General features: G+C 64.7%; 20 protein-coding genes. All 20 read right to left on the reverse strand.

The genetic code is table 11. From position 1 onward, the window contains the following. Window positions 1-14: 14 nt before the first annotated feature. Window positions 15-743, reverse strand: a complete 729-nt coding sequence (locus DW2_RS12765; RefSeq protein ID WP_272944429.1) for a biotin--[acetyl-CoA-carboxylase] ligase — start codon at window positions 741-743, stop codon at window positions 15-17. A 22-nt stretch (window positions 744-765) separates the two neighbouring features. After that, window positions 766-2,205, reverse strand: coding sequence for an NADH-quinone oxidoreductase subunit NuoN (gene nuoN / locus DW2_RS12770; protein ID WP_038147197.1), 1,440 nt, complete (start codon window positions 2,203-2,205; stop codon window positions 766-768). A 12-nt stretch (window positions 2,206-2,217) separates the two neighbouring features. Further along, complete coding sequence (locus DW2_RS12775) at window positions 2,218-3,756, reverse strand: NADH-quinone oxidoreductase subunit M (RefSeq protein WP_038147199.1); 1,539 nt, start codon at window positions 3,754-3,756, stop codon at window positions 2,218-2,220. Beyond that, window positions 3,756-5,912 (reverse strand): NADH-quinone oxidoreductase subunit L, encoded by a 2,157-nt coding sequence (gene nuoL / locus DW2_RS12780; protein WP_038147201.1) that lies wholly within the window; start codon window positions 5,910-5,912, stop codon window positions 3,756-3,758. Before nuoL ends, DW2_RS12775 begins: the two co-directional genes overlap by 1 nt. A 6-nt stretch (window positions 5,913-5,918) precedes the next feature. Then, the gene (gene nuoK / locus DW2_RS12785; RefSeq protein WP_038147202.1) at window positions 5,919-6,224 is read right to left on the reverse strand and encodes an NADH-quinone oxidoreductase subunit NuoK; all 306 of its coding nucleotides are present in this window, start codon (window positions 6,222-6,224) and stop codon (window positions 5,919-5,921) included. A 49-nt stretch (window positions 6,225-6,273) separates the two neighbouring features. Beyond that, window positions 6,274-6,882, reverse strand: a complete 609-nt coding sequence (locus DW2_RS12790) for an NADH-quinone oxidoreductase subunit J (protein ID WP_038147204.1) — start codon at window positions 6,880-6,882, stop codon at window positions 6,274-6,276. After that, on the reverse strand, window positions 6,879-7,289 hold the full coding sequence (locus tag DW2_RS12795) for a carboxymuconolactone decarboxylase family protein (protein WP_038147207.1): 411 nt from the start codon (window positions 7,287-7,289) through the stop codon (window positions 6,879-6,881). Before DW2_RS12795 ends, DW2_RS12790 begins: the two co-directional genes overlap by 4 nt. Further along, complete coding sequence (gene nuoI, locus DW2_RS12800) at window positions 7,286-7,777, reverse strand: NADH-quinone oxidoreductase subunit NuoI (RefSeq protein ID WP_038127110.1); 492 nt, start codon at window positions 7,775-7,777, stop codon at window positions 7,286-7,288. The genes DW2_RS12795 and nuoI overlap by 4 nt, the downstream gene beginning before the upstream one ends. Window positions 7,778-7,779: 2 nt before the next feature. Next, complete coding sequence (nuoH, locus tag DW2_RS12805; protein WP_038147209.1) at window positions 7,780-8,817, reverse strand: NADH-quinone oxidoreductase subunit NuoH; 1,038 nt, start codon at window positions 8,815-8,817, stop codon at window positions 7,780-7,782. Window positions 8,818-8,832: 15 nt separating this feature from the next. Continuing rightward, window positions 8,833-9,249: a hypothetical protein gene (locus DW2_RS12810; protein ID WP_038147210.1), complete on the reverse strand. Its 417-nt coding sequence runs from the start codon at window positions 9,247-9,249 to the stop codon at window positions 8,833-8,835. Between the two features lie 5 nt (window positions 9,250-9,254). Next, window positions 9,255-11,276, reverse strand: coding sequence for an NADH-quinone oxidoreductase subunit NuoG (gene nuoG / locus DW2_RS12815; protein WP_038147212.1), 2,022 nt, complete (start codon window positions 11,274-11,276; stop codon window positions 9,255-9,257). A gap of 69 nt (window positions 11,277-11,345) precedes the next feature. Beyond that, complete coding sequence (locus DW2_RS12820) at window positions 11,346-11,642, reverse strand: hypothetical protein (RefSeq protein WP_038147214.1); 297 nt, start codon at window positions 11,640-11,642, stop codon at window positions 11,346-11,348. Further along, window positions 11,639-12,934, reverse strand: coding sequence for an NADH-quinone oxidoreductase subunit NuoF (gene nuoF, locus DW2_RS12825; protein WP_038147217.1), 1,296 nt, complete (start codon window positions 12,932-12,934; stop codon window positions 11,639-11,641). Before nuoF ends, DW2_RS12820 begins: the two co-directional genes overlap by 4 nt. Before the next feature lie 10 nt (window positions 12,935-12,944). Continuing rightward, window positions 12,945-13,160: a DUF5337 family protein gene (locus DW2_RS12830; protein WP_038147218.1), complete on the reverse strand. Its 216-nt coding sequence runs from the start codon at window positions 13,158-13,160 to the stop codon at window positions 12,945-12,947. Window positions 13,161-13,170: 10 nt separating this feature from the next. Beyond that, the gene (locus tag DW2_RS19115; protein ID WP_051856035.1) at window positions 13,171-13,962 is read right to left on the reverse strand and encodes a hypothetical protein; all 792 of its coding nucleotides are present in this window, start codon (window positions 13,960-13,962) and stop codon (window positions 13,171-13,173) included. A 48-nt stretch (window positions 13,963-14,010) separates the two neighbouring features. After that, window positions 14,011-15,234 (reverse strand): NADH-quinone oxidoreductase subunit E, encoded by a 1,224-nt coding sequence (locus DW2_RS12840; protein WP_038147219.1) that lies wholly within the window; start codon window positions 15,232-15,234, stop codon window positions 14,011-14,013. After that, window positions 15,234-16,478: an NADH-quinone oxidoreductase subunit D gene (locus DW2_RS12845; protein ID WP_038147221.1), complete on the reverse strand. Its 1,245-nt coding sequence runs from the start codon at window positions 16,476-16,478 to the stop codon at window positions 15,234-15,236. Before DW2_RS12845 ends, DW2_RS12840 begins: the two co-directional genes overlap by 1 nt. Continuing rightward, the gene (locus tag DW2_RS12850; RefSeq protein ID WP_038147223.1) at window positions 16,475-17,086 is read right to left on the reverse strand and encodes an NADH-quinone oxidoreductase subunit C; all 612 of its coding nucleotides are present in this window, start codon (window positions 17,084-17,086) and stop codon (window positions 16,475-16,477) included. The genes DW2_RS12845 and DW2_RS12850 overlap by 4 nt, the downstream gene beginning before the upstream one ends. 9 nt (window positions 17,087-17,095) lie before the next feature. Beyond that, on the reverse strand, window positions 17,096-17,620 hold the full coding sequence (locus DW2_RS12855; protein ID WP_038147360.1) for a NuoB/complex I 20 kDa subunit family protein: 525 nt from the start codon (window positions 17,618-17,620) through the stop codon (window positions 17,096-17,098). Beyond that, the gene (locus tag DW2_RS12860) at window positions 17,620-17,985 is read right to left on the reverse strand and encodes an NADH-quinone oxidoreductase subunit A (protein ID WP_038147224.1); all 366 of its coding nucleotides are present in this window, start codon (window positions 17,983-17,985) and stop codon (window positions 17,620-17,622) included. Before DW2_RS12860 ends, DW2_RS12855 begins: the two co-directional genes overlap by 1 nt. Window positions 17,986-18,068: the final 83 nt, after the last annotated feature.

Below are 18,068 nucleotides of genomic sequence, written 5' to 3' on the forward strand. Positions count from 1 at the left end.
TTCCCTTTCCCGCTTCAGAAGAAGATATCCGCGGCCGAGATGGCGCGGCGGCCGTGAGGGCCGGTCAGGATCAGCGCGCCGGTCGCGTCGATCGTCTCGAAGGTGCCGCGATGGGTTTCATGACCGGTGCGCGCCGTGATCTCTTCGCCCAGACGCGCCGCGCGCGCAAGCCATGCATTCCGGATCGGGTCGAAACCGTAATCCTGGAACTGGCGGTCGTAATGGGCGAAGGCCTGCGCCAGCATCGGCAGGAATTCCACCGGCTCGACGCTCAGCCCGGTCTCGCCCGCCAGGCTGACGGCGGGCAGCGCTTCGGGTTCGAGCGCGTCGCGCGGCGGTGCCGCGGCGAGGTTGACCCCGATCCCGATCGCGAGCGCATGGGCGCCCCGGGGCAAAGCGAGGCTTTCCAGAAGGATGCCTGCGATCTTGCCGCCATTGAGAAGCACGTCATTGGGCCATTTGATTGAGAGCCGCGCATGCGGCCCCCCGACATGGGCAAGCGCCGCCTCGAGCGCGAGTGCCGCGACGAAGGAATAGAGCGCGGCCTGCGCGAGCCCCTCTCTCGGGCGCAATACGAGCGTGGCCGAGAAATTCCCCGCCGGTGCGCGCCAGTCCCGTCCGCGCCGCCCGCGCGCCGCGGTCTGCTCATGCGCGAAGATCCAGGCAGGACCGGAGAGGCCCGGCGCTAGCCGGGCCGCTTCGTTCATCGTGCTGTCCACCTTGAGAAGGACGTGGCGCGCCACGCCCTCCGGCCAGGGGTCGCGGTCAGTTGACAAGGGCAGCGGCCGCCGCCGCGGCGGCCCCCTCGATCCCGAAGAGGTTGAAGATCCCCACCAGCATCGCCAGCGCGCAGACCATCAGCAGGCCCCATTGCACCGCCGGCATCCGTCCGTCGAGCGGCTCCACTTCCTTGCCGAAATACATGTAGAACACGATCCGCAGGTAGTAGAAGGCGGCCACGACCGAGGCCACGACACCGAGCAGGACGAGCCAGATGAAGCCGCCGTTCAGCGCCGCCTGCAGCACCGCGAATTTCGCGAAGAAACCGAGGAAGGGCGGCACGCCCGCGAGCGAGAACATCAGCACCATCATCGCCATCGCCTTCGCCGGCTCGGCGCGGGCATAGAGGCTCAGCGCCCGGATGTCGGTGACCGGCTGACCGTCGCGCTCCATCGCGAGGATGAAGGCGAACACGCCCACCGTCATCGTCACGTAGATCGCCATATAGGTGAGCATCGCCTGCACGCCCTCGGCCGACCCCGCGGCGAGCCCCAGCAGCACGAAGCCCATATGGGTGATCGACGAATAGGCCATCAGGCGCTTGATGTTGCGCTGCGCGATCGCGGCGAAGGAGCCCCAGACGAAGGACAGCGCCGCAAGCAGTGCGAGGATCTGGCTCCACTCGCCCGGCACCTGGCCGAAAGCGTCGAAAACGAGCCGGGCGATCAGCGCCATCGCGGCCACCTTGGGCGCGGTCGCGAAGAAGGCGGTAACCGGCGTGGGCGAGCCCTCGTAGACATCGGGCGTCCACATGTGGAACGGCACCGCCGAGACCTTGAAGGCCAGACCCGCAAGCAGGAAGACCATGCCGAAGAGCAGCCCCATCGGGAGCTGGCCGTGCTGCACGACCTGCACGATGCCCGAGAATTGCGTGGTGCCCGCGAACCCGTAGGTCAGCGAGGCGCCATAGAGCAGCAGCCCCGAGGAGAGCGCGCCGAGCACGAAATATTTCAGGCCCGCCTCCGAGGAGCGCTCGCTCTCGCGGCGCAGCGCGGCCACGATATAGAGCGCGAGCGATTGCAACTCGAGCCCCATATAGAGCGACATCAGGTCGCCCGCCGAGACCATCATCATCATGCCGATCACCGCGAGCGTGAGCAGGATCGGATATTCGAAGCGCAGCAGCCCGCGGCGCAGCATGTAATCGGCGCTCATCACCATCACGAGCGCCGCCGAGATCAGGATGGTCACCTTCGCGAAGCGCGCGAAGGCGTCATCGATGAAGAGCCCGCCGAAGGCTACATGCGCCCCGATATCGCCCAGCCCGATCCAGGCCGCGAAGACCAGCATCACACCGGCAGTCGCCCAGAGCAGGGTCAGCGCCAGCTTGTCCTTGCCGAACCAGACGCCCGCCAGAAGCGCGCCCATCGCATAGAGCGCGAGCAGGAATTCCGGAAGGATGGTCGAGAAATCCGCAGAAGTCATTCCTCATGCTCCTCAGTGTTCGACCAGGTCGGACAGCAGGTGGTCCGGCAAGGCGTCATGGTAGTTCTGGACAAGGTTCGCGACCGACGGACCGATGATGTCGGTCACCGAGTTGGGATAGATCCCGACGATCAGCGTCGCGGCCACGAGCGGACCGAAGATCCACTTCTCGCGGGTGCTCAGGTCGTCGATCGTGCGCAGGCTCTCCTTGATCAGGTCGCCGAAGACGACCCGGCGATAGAGCCACAGCGCATAGGCCGCCGAGAGGATCACGCCGGTCGTCGCCAGCATCGCCGCCCAGGTATTGACCTGGAAGGTCCCCGCGAGGGTGAGGAATTCACCCACGAAGTTGCCCGTGCCCGGAAGGCCGACATTGGCCATGGTGAAGAACATGAAGATCAGCGCATAGGCCGGCATCCGCTTCACCAGGCCGCCATAGGCCTCGATCTCGCGGGTGTGCATCCGGTCGTAGATCACGCCGACGCAGAAGAACAGCGCGCCCGAGACGAAGCCGTGGCTGACCACGAGAAAGATCCCGCCCTCGATGCCCTGCTGGGTGCCCGAGAAGATCCCCAGCAGCACATAGGCCATGTGCGCGACCGAGCTGTAGGCGATGACCCGCTTGATGTCGCTCTGCACCAGAGCCACGAGCGAGGTGTAGATGATCGCGATCACCGCAAGCCACATCGCCCAGGGTCCCACCACGAGGTTGCCCACCGGGAACATCGGCAGCGAGAAGCGCAGGAACCCGTAATCGGCGAGCTTGAGCAGGATCGCGGCCAGCACCACCGAGCCCGCGGTCGGGGCCTGAACGTGCGCGGCAGGAAGCCAGGTATGCACCGGCCAGAGCGGCATCTTGATCGCGAAGGAGATGAAGAAGCCGATCCAGAGCAGCGTTTGCACCCCGCCGGGGATCGTTATCCCGAGTATGTGCACCGGTGTGTATGGGAACTCGTAGATCAGGAGCCCCGGCATGTCGGTCGTCCCGGTGTGGAAGTAGATGTAGATGATCGACACCAGCATGAAGACCGAGCCGAAGAAGGTGTAGAGGAAGAACTTGAACGCGGCATAGACGCGCTGCTTGCCCCCCCAGATCCCGATGATCAGGAACATCGGGATGAGACCGGCTTCGAAGAACAGGTAGAACAGCACCAGATCGAGCGTGACGAAGGTGCCCACCATCAGCGTCTCGAGGACGAGGAAGGCGATCATGTATTCCTTCACCCGGTCCTTCACGTTCCAGCTGCCGACGATCACGAAGGGCATCATGAAGGTCGTGAGCATCACGAAGAGGATCGAGAGCCCGTCAACGCCGACCCGGTACTGGAAGCCCATGATCCAGGTGTAATGCTCCATGAACTGGAAGCCGGGATTCGAGGGATCGAAACCCGCCAGCAGGAAGAGCGAGATCAGGAAGGTGACCGACGTCGCGGTCATCGCCACCCATTTCGCGTTGCGGTCGGCGGCCTCGGAGCCGCCCCGCAGCACCAGCGCGAGGATGAGCGCCGCAGCGGCGGGGACGAAGATGATGATGGAGAGAAGGTGTTGCATCAGTTCGCCCCCCCGTTGAGGACGACCCAGAACATGAGACCCACGATCCCGATCACCATCGCGAAGGCGTAGTGGAACAGATAGCCCGATTGCATTCTGTTAAGGAACCTCGTGAACGAGGGGACGATGCCGACTGCCATGCCGTCGATGGCGCGGTCGATCTGACCGTCCCCTTTCTTCCAGAATTGGTACCCGAGCCAGAGCGCCGGACGCACGAAGATCCGGTCGTAGAGCTCGTCGAAATACCACTTGTTGAGCAAGAAGCGATAGAGCGAGGGCTGCGCTTCCGCGAGCCGCCGCGGCAGCGACACGTCGCGAATGTAGAACAGCCACGCCACGATCAGCCCTGCGAGCATCGCGAAGAAGGGCGACATCTTCACCCAAGCCGGCGCATGGTGCGCGGCATCGATCACGTCGTTTTCCGCCCCCATGAAGATCGCGCCCTGCGGCGCCCCGCCGGCTTCCGCGAGCACCGCGGCCGAGGGGCCGACGCCTGCGGAATCCTTCGCCTCCTCGACCTGGACCTGTTCGGCCTGCGTGTCGGTCATGGTCGCGCCATGATCCGCCGCTGCCGCCGTCTCGGTGCCGTGACCGGCCGCCTCGCCCATCGCCTGGCTCTCTTCATGCGCGGGCAGGTTGAAGAACTTCACCAGCTTCGCATGATCGCCGAAGAACGCGTTGTACCAGATCATCCCGGCGAAGATCGCGCCCAGCGACAGCACCACCAGCGGCACCGTCATCACCCAGGGGCTCTCATGCGCATGCTCATGGGCATGATGATCACCCCGCGGCTTGCCGAAGAAGGTCATGAAGACCAGGCGCCACGAGTAGAAGGAGGTGAACACCGCCGCGATCACGAGCATCCAGAAACCGTAGCCCGAGGCGTCGCCCGCCCAGACGCTCTCGATGATCGCGTCCTTCGAGAGGAAGCCTGCGAAACCGAGATGGGTGAAGGGGATGCCGACGCCGGTGATCGCGAGCGTGCCCATGATCATCGCCCAGAAGGTCAGCGGGATCTTCTTGCGCAGGCCGCCATAGTTGCGCATGTCCTGCTCGTGATGCATCGCGGTGATGACCGAGCCCGCCGAGAGGAACAGCAGCGCCTTGAAGAAGGCATGCGTCAGCAGGTGGAACATCGAGGCCGAATAGACGCCCACGCCCGCCGCCGCGAACATGTAGCCGAGCTGAGAACAGGTCGAGTAGGCGATCACCCGCTTGATGTCGTTCTGCACCAGACCAACGGTCGCGGCGAAGAAGGCGGTGGTCGCGCCGATGATCAGGATGAACTCTTTCGCATGCGGCGCGTATTCGTAGACCGGCGACATCCGGCAGACGAGGAACACGCCCGCGGTCACCATGGTCGCGGCGTGGATGAGCGCCGACACGGGCGTCGGGCCTTCCATCGCGTCCGGCAACCAGGTGTGCAGGAAGAGCTGTGCCGATTTGCCCATCGCACCGACGAAGAGAAGCACGCCGATCAGCTCGATCGCGTTCCAGTCCGTCCAGAGGAAATGAAGCTGCGTGTCGGCCAGAGCCGGAGCGGCGGCGAAGACGTCGTCCATCTTCAGCGAGCCGGTCATGTAGAACAGCCCGAACATGCCCAGCAGGAACCCGAAATCGCCGACGCGGTTGACGATGAAGGCCTTCATCGCCGCGGCGTTCGCGGAGGGTTTCTTGTAGTAGAAGCCGATCAGGAGGTAGGAGGCGACGCCCACGCCCTCCCAGCCGAAGAACATCTGCAGCAGGTTGTCCGAGGTCACCAGCATCAGCATGGTGAAGGTGAAGAAGGAGAGGTAGGCGAAGAAACGCGCCTTGTAGTTCTCGTTCTCGGTCCAGTTCTCGTCATGGGCCATGTAGCCCCAGGAATAGAGGTGAACCAGCGCCGAGACCGTGGTCACCACGATCAGCATGATCGCGGTCAGACGGTCCATCCGGATCGACCAGTTCACGTCCAGATCGCCCGAGGAGATCCAGTTGAGGATATGGATGTGCTGCGTGGTGTCGCCCAGCGTGAGGAAGACGATCCAGCTCAGCGCGGCGGCGAGGAAGAGAAGCCCGGTGGTCAGAACCATGGCACCTTTCTCGCCGATCACGCGCCAGCCGAAGCCGCCGATGATCGCGCCGACGAGCGGCGAAAAGAGAATGATCGTTTCCATGGTCTCTTATCCCTTCATCACGTTGATGTCTTCGACATCGATCGAGCCGCGGTTGCGGAAGAAGACCACCAGGATCGCGAGACCGATCGCGGCCTCGGCGGCGGCGACGGTGAGGACGAACATGGTGAAGATCTGCCCGACGAGATCCCCCAACGAGGCCGAGAAAGCCACGAGGTTGATATTGACGGCGAGCAGCATCAGCTCGATCGACATCAGGATGACGATCACGTTCTTGCGGTTCACGAAGATCCCGAAGATGCCGATCACGAACAGTGCGGCGGCAACGCCTAGGTAATGTTCCAATCCGATCATGTGCTCACCCTCTGGTTCCGCTCCGCTTCTTTTGCTTGCGCTTTCTCGGTCACAGCCCCTGCCCCGGTTTGACGTCCACCATTTCCATCGTCTTGGCCGGATCGCGGTGCATCTGCCCGACCACGTTCTGCCGCTTCACGTTCGTGCGGTGACGCAGCGTGAGCAGGATCGCCCCGATCATCGCCACCAGCAGGATCAGCCCCGCCGCCTGGAACAGGTAGAGATACTTGTCGTAGATCAGCAGCCCGAGCGCCTCGGCATTGCTCATGCCCGCGGGCATCGGCGCCGCGCGCAGGGTCTCGGCCATCGACGAGGTCTGCCAGGCCCCGAAGGCCACGCCGAGCTGGATCAGCATCACGACGCCGATCAGGAGCCCGAGCGGCATGTAGCGCGCCAGTTCCCCTTTCAGCGCGGCGAAGTCGACATCGAGCATCATCACCACGAAGAGGAAGAGCACCGCGACCGCGCCGACATAGACGATGATCAGAAGCATCGCGACGAATTCCGCCCCGAGCAGGACGAACAGCCCCGAGGTCGAAAGGAAGGTCAGGATCAGCCAGAGAACCGAGTGAACGGGGTTCTTGGAAATCACCACCATCAAGCCTGCAACCACCGCCACAACGGCGAAGAGGTAGAAGGCGAAAGCAAACACCGTCATGCGTTCTCTCCCGAATTCTCATCGAAGACCGTCTGCGCGATTTCAAGCGCCTTGGTCATGGCGGGCACGCCGCCGAACATGCTCATCTGAAAGATCACCTCGGCGATCTCGCGTTGCGTGGCCCCCGCCTCGAGCGCGTGACGGATCGTCAGGCGCAGCTGCGGCTCGGCCTGCGCGCCCAGAACCGTCAGCGCCCCGATGGTCACCAGAAGCCGGGTGCGCGCGTCGAGGCCTTCGCGGTTGAAGGTCTTGCCGAACCACATCTCCATCATGTCCTTCGACATGGTGGGGAAGAGCTTCTCCAGCGCGGAAGGGTTGAAACTCTCCAGCGCGGGATTGAACAGGCGGGCCATCTCGGTCCCCTGCTCCATCATTGTGTTGAAGAGCTTCTGAAAATCCTCGTTCATCTGTAGGGCGCGTCCAGTTCGAGGTTGCGGGCGATCTCGGCCTCCCAGCGGGCGCCGTTGTCGAGAAGCTTCTGCTTGTCGTAGAACAGCTCTTCGCGGGTCTCGGTCGAGAACTCGAAATTGGGTCCCTCGACGATCGCATCGACCGGGCAGGCCTCCTGGCAGAAGCCGCAATAGATGCATTTGGTCATGTCGATGTCGTAGCGCGTGGTGCGGCGCGAGCCGTCGGCGCGCGGTTCGGCGTCGATGGTGATCGCCTGGGCCGGGCAGATCGCCTCGCACAGCTTGCACGCGATGCAGCGCTCTTCGCCATTGGGATAGCGGCGCAGCGCATGTTCGCCGCGGAAGCGGGGCGAGAGCGGGCCCTTCTCATGCGGGTAGTTCAGCGTGGGCTTGGGCGCGAAGAAGTAGCGCATCCCCAGTCCGAAGCCCTTGATGAAGTCCACCAGCAGGAAATACTTGGCGGCGCGGGTATAGTCGAAAGCCATGATCAGCCCCCCATCGTCCAGCGGGCCCAGAAATGCCCGAGGATTTCGAATTTCGCGAGGAAGGACACCAGCACGACCCATCCCAGCGACAGCGGCAGGAAGACTTTCCAGCCGATCCGCATGAGCTGGTCGTAGCGGTAGCGCGGCACGATCGCCTTCACCATCGCGAACATGAAGAAGAACACCACCATCTTGCCGAACATCCACAGCGCCCCGTCGGGAAGCCCCGGGATCGGCGACAGCCAGCCACCGAAGAACAGCAGCGAGATCAGCGCGCACATCAGCCAGATGGCGATATATTCGCCGGCCATGAACAGCAGGTAGGGCGTCGAGGAATATTCCACCATGAAGCCCGCGACGAGCTCGGATTCAGCTTCCGGCAGGTCGAAGGGCGGGCGGTTGGTCTCGGCCAGCGCCGAGATGAAGAACAGCACCACCATCGGCAGGTGCGGCAGCCAGTACCAGTTGAAGAGCCCGTAGGAGCCTTCCTGCGCCTTCACGATATCGCCGAAGCTCATCGAGCCGGTCGAGATGATGACGCCGATGATGATCAGGCCGAGCGAGACTTCGTAGGAGATCATCTGCGCGGCCGAGCGCAGCGAGCCGAGGAACGGGTATTTCGAGTTCGACGCCCAGCCCCCCATGATCACGCCATAGACCTCGAGCGAGGAGACGGCGAAGACGAAGAGGATCGCGACGTTGATATCTGCGAGCACCCAGCCATCGGCGAAGGGGATCACCGCCCAGGCGAGGACCGCGAGCACGAAGCTCAGCATCGGTGCGAGGAAGAAGACGAACTTGTCGGCGCCCGCGGGCACGACGATCTCCTTGACCACGTATTTCAGGGCATCCGCCACCGATTGCAGGATCCCCCAGGGGCCGACCACGTTGGGTCCGCGCCGCATCTGCACCGCCGCCCAGACCTTGCGGTCGCCATAGACAAGGAACAGCAGCGAGATCATCACGAAGGCGATGATGCCGAGACCCTGCACAAGGATGAGCAGGAAGGTGCCAAAAGGTGTTGCCAGAAAGTCAGCCATGTTTCCCTGATATCCTCAAACCGTCGGAATTCCCCGATCCGCGCAGTCGCCGACCGTCACCTCAGCGTCGATCGTCTTCAGCCCTTGCGGCAGGGCGGGCGAAATGGTGTAGACCGCATCCGCCCGCCAGATGCCACCCTCTTGCGTTACATTCGTGCGCACATGGCGCGCGAACCCGTAGCCGCGGATCAGCGCATATTCCGCTGCCGCGCATCGTGCGTATTCCGTGGCCGCCTCCTCGCCCGCGCCCTCGCCCGACAGGGCGGCGCGGAACTCCACGAGATCGCTGTCGAGGAGCCGCGTATCGACCCCGCGATAGTCGATCTTCGCGAGATCGGCCTTGGCGCTGTGCCCCTCGCTCGGCGCGCAGGCCGCCAGCCCGGCCAGAAGGCCGGGAGCGAGCGGGGCGATCCGGGAGAGGTTCGGGGCCATGCGTCTTACTCCGCCGCCACCGGGGCTTGCGCCCTTGCCTTCGCCAGCGCCGCGCATTCGGCCATCACCACCGAGGCGCGTGCGATCGGGTTGGTGAGGTAGAATTCGCGGATCGGAAGACGGAAGGTCGCGTTGCCCATGTCGCGCGCGGCGATCGGCTGGACCTCGTTTTCCGGCACCTGGTCGAGCTGCGCGAGAAGCGGCACCGCCTCGACCAGCGCCCGGCGCAGACCGGCAAGCGTGTCCCAGGGCTGCTTGGCGCCCAGCTCGGCCGAGAGCGCCCGCAGGATCGCCCAGTTCTCCTTCGCCTCGCCGGGCGGGAAGCCCGCGCGGAAAGCAAGCTGCGGCCGGCCTTCGGTATTCACGAAGAGGCCGTGCTCCTCGGTATAGGCCGCGCCCGGCAGGATCACGTCGGCGCGGTTCGCGCCGCGATCGCCATGGCTGCCCTGATAGATCACGAAGGGGCCGCCTTCGGCGCGCGGGGTGATTTCCACTTCGTCGGCGCCCATGTTGTAGATCACCTCGGCACCATCGATCGCGGCGAGCAGGCCGCCTTCGGTCACCGCGCCCACATCCATCGCGCCCACGCGGGCGGCGGCGGTGTGCAGCACCATCAGCTTGGCGCCCATCGCCTCGGCGAGCTTCATCGCATGCGCGAGAACGGCCTCGCCATCGGCCTCGTTCAGCGCGCCCTGCCCCACGATCACCACGCCGCCCTCGACCGGTGCCGCGTCGGCGACAAGCTTCGAGAGCGCCGCGCGGTCGCTGCCCAGATGCGCATAGTCATAGGTCAGGTCACAGGCTTCGCCGATCACCGAGACATTCGCGCCCTTGGTCCAGGCCTTGCGGATGCGCGCATTGAGCACCGCGGCCTCGACAGCCGGGTTGGTGCCGATCAGCACGACCTCTTTCGCGCCGTCGAGATCCTCGATCGCCGCGTTGCCGACATAGCCGTAGCGGTTGCCCGCCGGCAGCCGCGCGCCATCGGTGCGGCATTCCACATTTCCGCCCAGCCCCTCGATGAGCTGCTTGAGCGAGAAGGCCGCCTCGGTGGAGGCCAGATCGCCCACCAGAGCGGCAACCTTCTTGCCCGTCAGCGCCGCGGCCGCGGCGGCGAGCGCCTCGCCCCAGCTTGCGGGCTTGAGCTTGCCGTCAACGCGGATATAGGGCCGGTCGAGACGCTGGCGGCGCAGGCCATCCCAGACGAAGCGGGTCTTGTCGGAGATCCACTCCTCGTTCACCCCGTCATGGTTGCGCGGCAGGATGCGCATCACTTCGCGGCCCTTCGTGTCGACGCGGATGCTGCTGCCCACCGCATCCATCACGTCGATGGACTCGGTCTTGGTCAGCTCCCACGGACGCGCGGTGAAGGCATAGGGTTTCGAGACCAGCGCGCCGACCGGGCACAGGTCGATGATGTTGCCCTGCAGATTGCTGTCGAGCGTCATGTTGAGATAGTTCGAGATCTCCGCATCCTCGCCACGCCCGGTCTGGCCCATCTGGGTGATGCCCGCGACTTCGGTGGTGAAGCGCACGCAGCGGGTGCAGGAGATGCAGCGCGTCATGTGGGTCTCGACCAGCGGGCCGAGATTGAGCTCGGTCGCGGCGCGCTTGGGCTCGCGGTAGCGCGAGAAATCCACCCCGTAAGCCATTGCCTGATCTTGCAGATCGCATTCGCCGCCCTGATCGCAGATCGGGCAGTCGAGCGGGTGGTTGATGAGCAGGAATTCCATCACCCCCTCGCGGGCCTTCTTGACCATCGGCGAGTTCGTCTTGATCACCGGCGGCTGGCCTTCGGGACCGGGGCGCATGTCGCGCACCTGCATCGCGCAGGAAGCGGCGGGCTTGGGCGGGCCGCCCACGACTTCCACCAGGCACATCCGGCAGTTGCCCGCGATCGAGAGCCGCTCGTGATAGCAGAAGCGCGGCACTTCGATCCCGGCCTGTTCGCACGCCTGAATCAGCGTCAGGTTGGGGTCAACCTCGACCTCGTGGCCGTCGATGATGATCTTTCTCAGGTCAGCCATGGCTATCCGTCACTCTGCTTCGGGCGCAAGGGCCCTGCCCCGGCGCGGTTATTCCAGTTGCGGGCGCGCTCAGGCGCAGCCCCGGGGGAAGATCCACGCGCCTTCCCGGTATCTGTCGTCGATCGACGAGGCCACCGCCCCGCCGCAGATCGCATTCGCGGCGCGCTTGGCCTCGGCCCCCTCGTCATAGGCGAAAGGCGTCGCATCGCGGGTCACGACAAGCGCCCCTGCCGCATCTTGCGCGGCCGTGTAGCCGACGATCGGCGTCAGGCGTTCGGGGCCTTTCGAGGCCTCGTTGCCGCCCGGCACCGCCGCGCAACCCGCCAGCGCCAGCGCGCCGGCCGATATGACGCCCGCACGCATCATTCCGCGGCCATCGCCCCCATGCGTCCGGTCTTGCGGGCCTTGATGCGGTCTTCGATCTCTTCGCGGAAGTGACGGATCAGGCCCTGGATCGGCCAGGCGGCCGCGTCGCCCAATGCGCAGATCGTGTGGCCTTCGACCTGTTTGGTCACGTCGAAGAGCATGTCGATCTCTTCGATCTCGGCCTCGCCGCGCACGAGGCGGTCCATCACCCGCATCATCCAGCCGGTACCTTCGCGGCACGGCGTGCACTGGCCGCAGCTCTCATGCTTGAAGAACTTGGCCAGACGCCAGATCGCCTTGATGACGTCGGTCTGCTGGTCCATCACGATCATGCAGGCGGTGCCGAAGGAGGACTTCAGCTCGCGCATGCCGTCGTAATCCATGATCGCGTCTTCGCACAGATGCGCGGGCAGGACCGGGCAGGATGCGCCGCCCGGAATGACGGCCTTGAGGTTCTTCCAGCCACCACGCACGCCGCCGCCATGCTTCTCGATGAGTTCCTTCATCGAGATCGACATGCTCTCCTCGATGACGCAGGGCGTGTTCACATGGCCCGACATCGCAAACAGCTTCACGCCGGTATTGTTCGGCCGGCCGAAGGAGGCGTACCAATCCGCGCCGCGGCGCAGGATCGTCGGGACAACGGCGATGGATTCGACGTTGTTCACCGTGGTCGGGCAGCCATAGAGGCCCGCGCCGGCCGGGAATGGCGGCTTCATGCGCGGCATGCCCTTCTTGCCTTCGAGGCTTTCCAGAAGCGCGGTTTCCTCGCCGCAGATATAGGCGCCCGCGCCATGCGCGAGATAGACGTCGAAATCGAAGCCCGATTTGCAGGCGTTCTTGCCGATCAGCCCGTCTTCATAGGCTTCGTCGATCGCGCGCTGCAGCGCTTCCTTCTCGCGGATATATTCGCCGCGGATGTAGATATAGGCGGCCGCCGCCCCCATCGCGAAGCCGGCGATCAGCGCGCCTTCGACCAGCGTATGCGCGTCGTGGCGCATGATCTCGCGGTCCTTGCAGGTCGCGGGCTCGGATTCGTCGGCATTGATCGCGAGATAGGCCGGGCGGCCATCGCTCTCTTTCGGCATGAAGGACCATTTCAGCCCCGTCGGGAAGCCCGCGCCGCCGCGGCCGCGCAGCCCCGAGGCCTTGACCTGATCGATGATCCAATCGCGGCCCTTCGACAGGATTTCGCCGGTTCCGTCCCAATGGCCGCGCGCCTTGGCGCCCGCCAGAGAGCGGTCATGCATCCCGTAGATATTGGTGAAGATCCGGTCCTGATCCTTCAGCATATCGCTTCCCTCACTTGCCGGAGCCCCGGCGCCAGATGCGCCAGACCAGAGCCAGCGCGTAGATATAGGCGGCCAGCGCCGCGAAATCGCCGAGCAGCGCCACCTGCGCCGACCAGCCTTGTTGTCTTCCGACCCATTGCAGGGCGAGCCAGAGAACCGTCGTGAGGGCGATGATCAGGGCCGCCTTGCGCCCCTCTCGCCGATCCGTGTCACGGTTCTCGCTCATTTACCCCCGCTCAGTAGTCGTTCGTCTTTGCCCGCTCGAGGAAGGCATCCATGCCGTCCTCGACGATGATCCGGGCCTGCGAGACCCATTTGTCTCGGGTGCAGCGCCCCTTGAAGCGCGGCACGTTCTGATCCGCATAGGCCACTTCCTCGGGGCCCCATTTCGCGATCTGGTCGAAATGGTAGATGCCCCAGCCATTGAGCGTCTCTTCGAGTTTCGGCCCGATGCCCTCGATCTTCTTCAGATCGTCGGCCCCGGCCTTGCGCGGTGCCTTGAGCCCGCGCGGTTTCTTTCCGGGCCCCTCGGCCGCGGCAGGCTGCCCCACAGCCGGTGCGGCGGCTTTCGGAGCGGTTTCTTCGACCGGCGCGGGCTTGGCCGCCTCGGCCTTCACCTCGACCTGAGGCGCTTCCGCCGCAGCAGGCGCCGGCGCGGGCGCGGGTTTCGGTTCGGGCGCAGGTTGCGCAGCCGCTGCGGGTTCGGAGGCCGGAACCGCAGCCGCGGCCTGCGCGTGGGCCGCCGCGCCTTCGGGCGATTGCGCGTTGAAGGTCTCGACCGGGCTTTCGGGGATGGCGGGCTCCTTCGCAGGCGCGGACGAGGGGCGCGCCGCTTCGGGCACGTCGCGGCCCGTGCAGAAGGCCCAGATCAGGAAGCCGCCGAACAGCAGGACGGTGAGCAGCCCCATGAAGACCGCCACATAGAACGGCTCATGTGCCACGACCATGAGGAACACGGCCACGATAAGCCCCGTGATCCCCGCCCAGATCCCCGCCTTTCCGCGGCAGCCTTGCATCTGATCTCCCATTCCCGTCACTCCATTTCCCCAACCTTGGGGGTCCCCGTTACCGTTGATTTACTCGTAGATACCGTCTTTCTTCGCGCGGGCCGAAAACTCGGTCTCTTCCCCGCTGGCCAGTTTCTTCGCCTGGCCGATCCAGTTGTCGCGGCTCGCACGGCCCTTGAAGCCCTCGAGGTTCGCGTCGACCCAGGCGAGTTCCGTCTCGCTCCAGGCCGCGATCTGATCGAAGTGATAGAGCCCCATCGCGTTGAGCATCTGCTCGAGCTTCGGCCCGACCCCCCTGATCAGTTTCAAATCGTCCGCCCCACCCTCGCGCGGAGCATCGAGCATCGCGGGCTTCTCGCCGGTGGCGGCAGCTTCGTCGGCGCTCACGCCCTTGGGCTCGGATTTCGAACGCGGCTTGGCCTTCGAGGCGGCCTGCGCCTCGGCCTCGGTCACGCCGGTCTTGTCGGCGGGCTTGCCCGCGGCGGGTTTGGCCTCGGTCTTCTTGGCGGCCTTGCGGGCCTCGTCCTGCTGCGCGGCCGAACGGGGGCGTTCGGTGCCCATGGTACCGATCGGGCCGTGCTGGCCCGAGCTCTGCCACGGCGCGGTGAGCGGCACTTCGGTCCCGTCGATGCGCTTGATCGTGTCACCGATCGACACCGCGAGCGCGACGGAGCCGTTATGCTCTTCCTTCGCGCCGCCCGTTTCGGAACAGGCGGTCAGACCGGTCGCGGGCTCCGAGGAGAACCGCCCCGTCTGCGACCCGGGACGCGGCACCTTGCCCTCGGCCATCTGGTCGATGATCTCGGCCAGACGCTCTTCGGTCAGATCCTCGTAGTAATCCTTGCCGACCTGCATCATCGGCGCGTTCGCGCAGGCGCCGAGGCATTCCACCTCTTCCCACGAGAATTTGCCGTCCGCGGAAAGCTGGTGCGGTTCGGGCGCGATCTTCTTCTTGCACACGCCGATCAGGTCCTCGGCGCCGCAGATCATGCACGAGGTCGTGCCGCAGATCTGCAGATGCGCCACCGAGCCGACCGGGGCGAGCTGGAACATGAAGTAGAAGGTCGCCACTTCGAGCGCCCGCATATAGGGCAAGTCGAGCATGTCCGCGACATATTCGATCGCCGGGCGGCTCAGCCAACCCTCCTGTTCCTGAGCACGGAACAGGAGCGGGATGATGGCGCTGGCCTGACGGCCCACCGGGTATTTCGTGATCTGCGCCTGGGCCCATTCGAGATTGGCGGGCGTGAATTCGAAACTGTCGGGTTGCTCGGGATGCAAACGACGGAGCATTAGCGGTCAACCTCCCCGAACACGATGTCCATCGTGCCGATGATTGCAGAAACGTCGGCGAGCATGTGGCCCTTGGCGACGTGATCCATGGATTGCAGATGCAGGAAACCCGGCGCGCGGATCTTGGCGCGATAGGGTTTGTTCGTGCCGTCGGCCACCAGATAGACGCCGAACTCGCCCTTGGGCGCCTCGACCGCGGCGTAGACCTCGCCCGCGGGAACGTGGAAGCCCTCGGTGTAAAGCTTGAAGTGGTGGATCAGGCTCTCCATCGAGGTCTTCATGTCGCCCCGCGACGGCGGGGTGATCTTGCCGCGCGCCAGAACGTCGCCCTGGTTCTCGGGCATCCGGAGCTTTTCGATCGCCTGAAGGACGATCTTCGTCGACTCGCGCATCTCCGCCATGCGGCACAGATAACGGTCGTAGCAGTCACCGTTCTTGCCGACGGGGATCTGGAAGTCGAACTCGTCGTAGCATTCATAGGGCTGCGCGCGGCGCAGATCCCAGGCGAGGCCCGAGCCGCGCACCATCACGCCCGAATAGCCCCATTGCTGGATCTCTTCTTCCGAGATGATGCAGATATCGACGTTGCGCTGCTTGAAGATCCGGTTCTCGGTCAGCAGCCCCTCGATATCGTCGAGCAGTTTCGGGAAGCGGCCGCAGAATTCCTCGATATCGTCGAGCAGCTTCGGCGGCAGATCCTGGTGAACGCCGCCGGGCCGGAAATAGGCCGAGTGCAGGCGTGCGCCACAGGCGCGCTCGTAGAAGACCATCAGCTCTTCGCGCGCCTCGAAGCCCCAGAGCGGCGGCGTGAGCGCGCCCACGTCCATCGCCTGCGTGGTGACGTTGAGAAGGTGGTTCAGGATCCGGCCGATCTCGGAATAGAGCACGCGGATCAGCGAGCCCCGGCGCGGCACGACGGTGCCGGTCAGACGCTCGATCGCGAGGCACCACGCATGTTCCTGGTTCATCGGCGCCACGTAGTCGAGGCGGTCGAAATAGGGCAGGTTCTGCAGGTAGGTGCGGCTCTCCATCAGCTTCTCGGTGCCGCGATGGAGCAACCCGATATGCGGGTCGGCGCGTTCGACGATCTCGCCGTCGAGCTCGAGCACCATGCGCAGCACGCCATGCGCCGCGGGGTGCTGCGGACCGAAGTTGATGTTGAAGTTGCGGATGCGCTGCTCGTCGGTCAGCTGGTCGCGCGAGCCGTCATCATAGACATTGTTACGGATATCGCCGTCCATCATTTCGCCTCTCCCTTCTCGTCACCCGGAAGGATGTATTTCGCGCCCTCCCAGGGGGAGAGGAAATCGAACTGCCGATATTCCTGCGTGAGTTTCACCGGCTCGTAGACGACGCGCTTGAGAACCTCGTCGTAGCGCACTTCGACATAGCCGGTGGTCGGGAAGTCCTTGCGCAGCGGATGGCCGCGGAAGCCGTAATCGGTAAGCAGGCGGCGCAGATCCGGGTGCCCCGAGAAGAGGATCCCGAACATGTCGAACACCTCGCGTTCGAACCAGTTCGCGCATGGGTGAATGCCCACGATCGAGGGCACCATGTCCTCTTCGCGGATCGGGGTTTTCACCCGGATGCGCTGGTTGCGATACATCGACAGGAAGTGCCAGACCACGTCGAAGCGCTGCGGGCGCTCGGGCCAGTCCACCGCCGTGATGTCGACCAGCGACGAGAACAGGCAGTTCGGATCGTCGCGCAGGAATTCCACGAACCCCGTGACCGACTGGGTGGTGATCGTGATCGTCAGCTCGCCATAGGCGATCTCGGTCGAGACCACGTCCTCGGGACGCTTCATCTCGATATGGGCGGCCAGTTCCTGAAGGGCATTCACGTCCATCATCGCCTCTCCTCAGCGTACCAGCGTGCCGGTGCGGCGGATTTTGCGTTGCAGCTGGAGGATACCGTAGAGCAGCGCCTCGGCCGTGGGCGGGCAACCCGGCACGTAGATATCCACCGGCACGACGCGGTCGCAGCCGCGCACCACCGAATAGCTGTAGTGATAGTAGCCGCCGCCATTGGCGCAGGAGCCCATCGAGATCACGTAGCGCGGCTCGGGCATCTGGTCGTAGACCTTGCGCATCGCCGGCGCCATCTTGTTGGTGAGCGTGCCCGCGACGATCATCACGTCGGACTGGCGCGGGCTCGCGCGCGGCGCGGTGCCGAACCGTTCGAGGTCATAGCGCGGCATCGAGCATTGCATCATCTCGACGGCGCAGCAGGCGAGACCGAAGGTCATCCAGTGCAGCGAGCCGTTGCGCGCCCAGTTGATCAGGTCTTCGGTCGTGGTGAGCAGGAACCCCTTGTCCTGCAGCTCCGAGTTCAGAGCCTGCGTCGCGACTTCACGGTCAGCGCCCGCAGTATTGGCAGAGGTCATCACGCCCATTCCAGCGCCCCTTTCTTCCACTCATACGCAAATCCTACGGTCAGAACCGCGAGGAAGACCATCATCGACCAGAAACCGACCATCGAGAGCTTTCCGAAGGCCACCGCCCAGGGAAACAGGAACGCCACTTCGAGGTCGAAGATGATGAAGAGAATCGAGACGAGATAGAAGCGAACATCGAACTTCATCCGCGCGTCGTCGAAGGCATTGAACCCGCATTCGTAAGCCGAGACTTTCTCGGGATCGGGGTTGCGCACTGCGACCACCGCCGCGGCGAGGATGAGCACAAGGCCCAGAGCGGTCGCCATGGCGAGGAAGATGAGGATGGGAAGATATTCGCGCAGCATGTCATGCATGGGCTTTGGCTCCCTAAGATCGCGACGCATCGTCGCGCAGGTTCCGGCTAGGGGAGCAATAGACCCGTGCCCCGGGCGGGTCA

It is taken from the genome of Thioclava atlantica, assembly GCF_000737065.1.
GTDB lineage: Bacteria > Pseudomonadota > Alphaproteobacteria > Rhodobacterales > Rhodobacteraceae > Thioclava > Thioclava atlantica.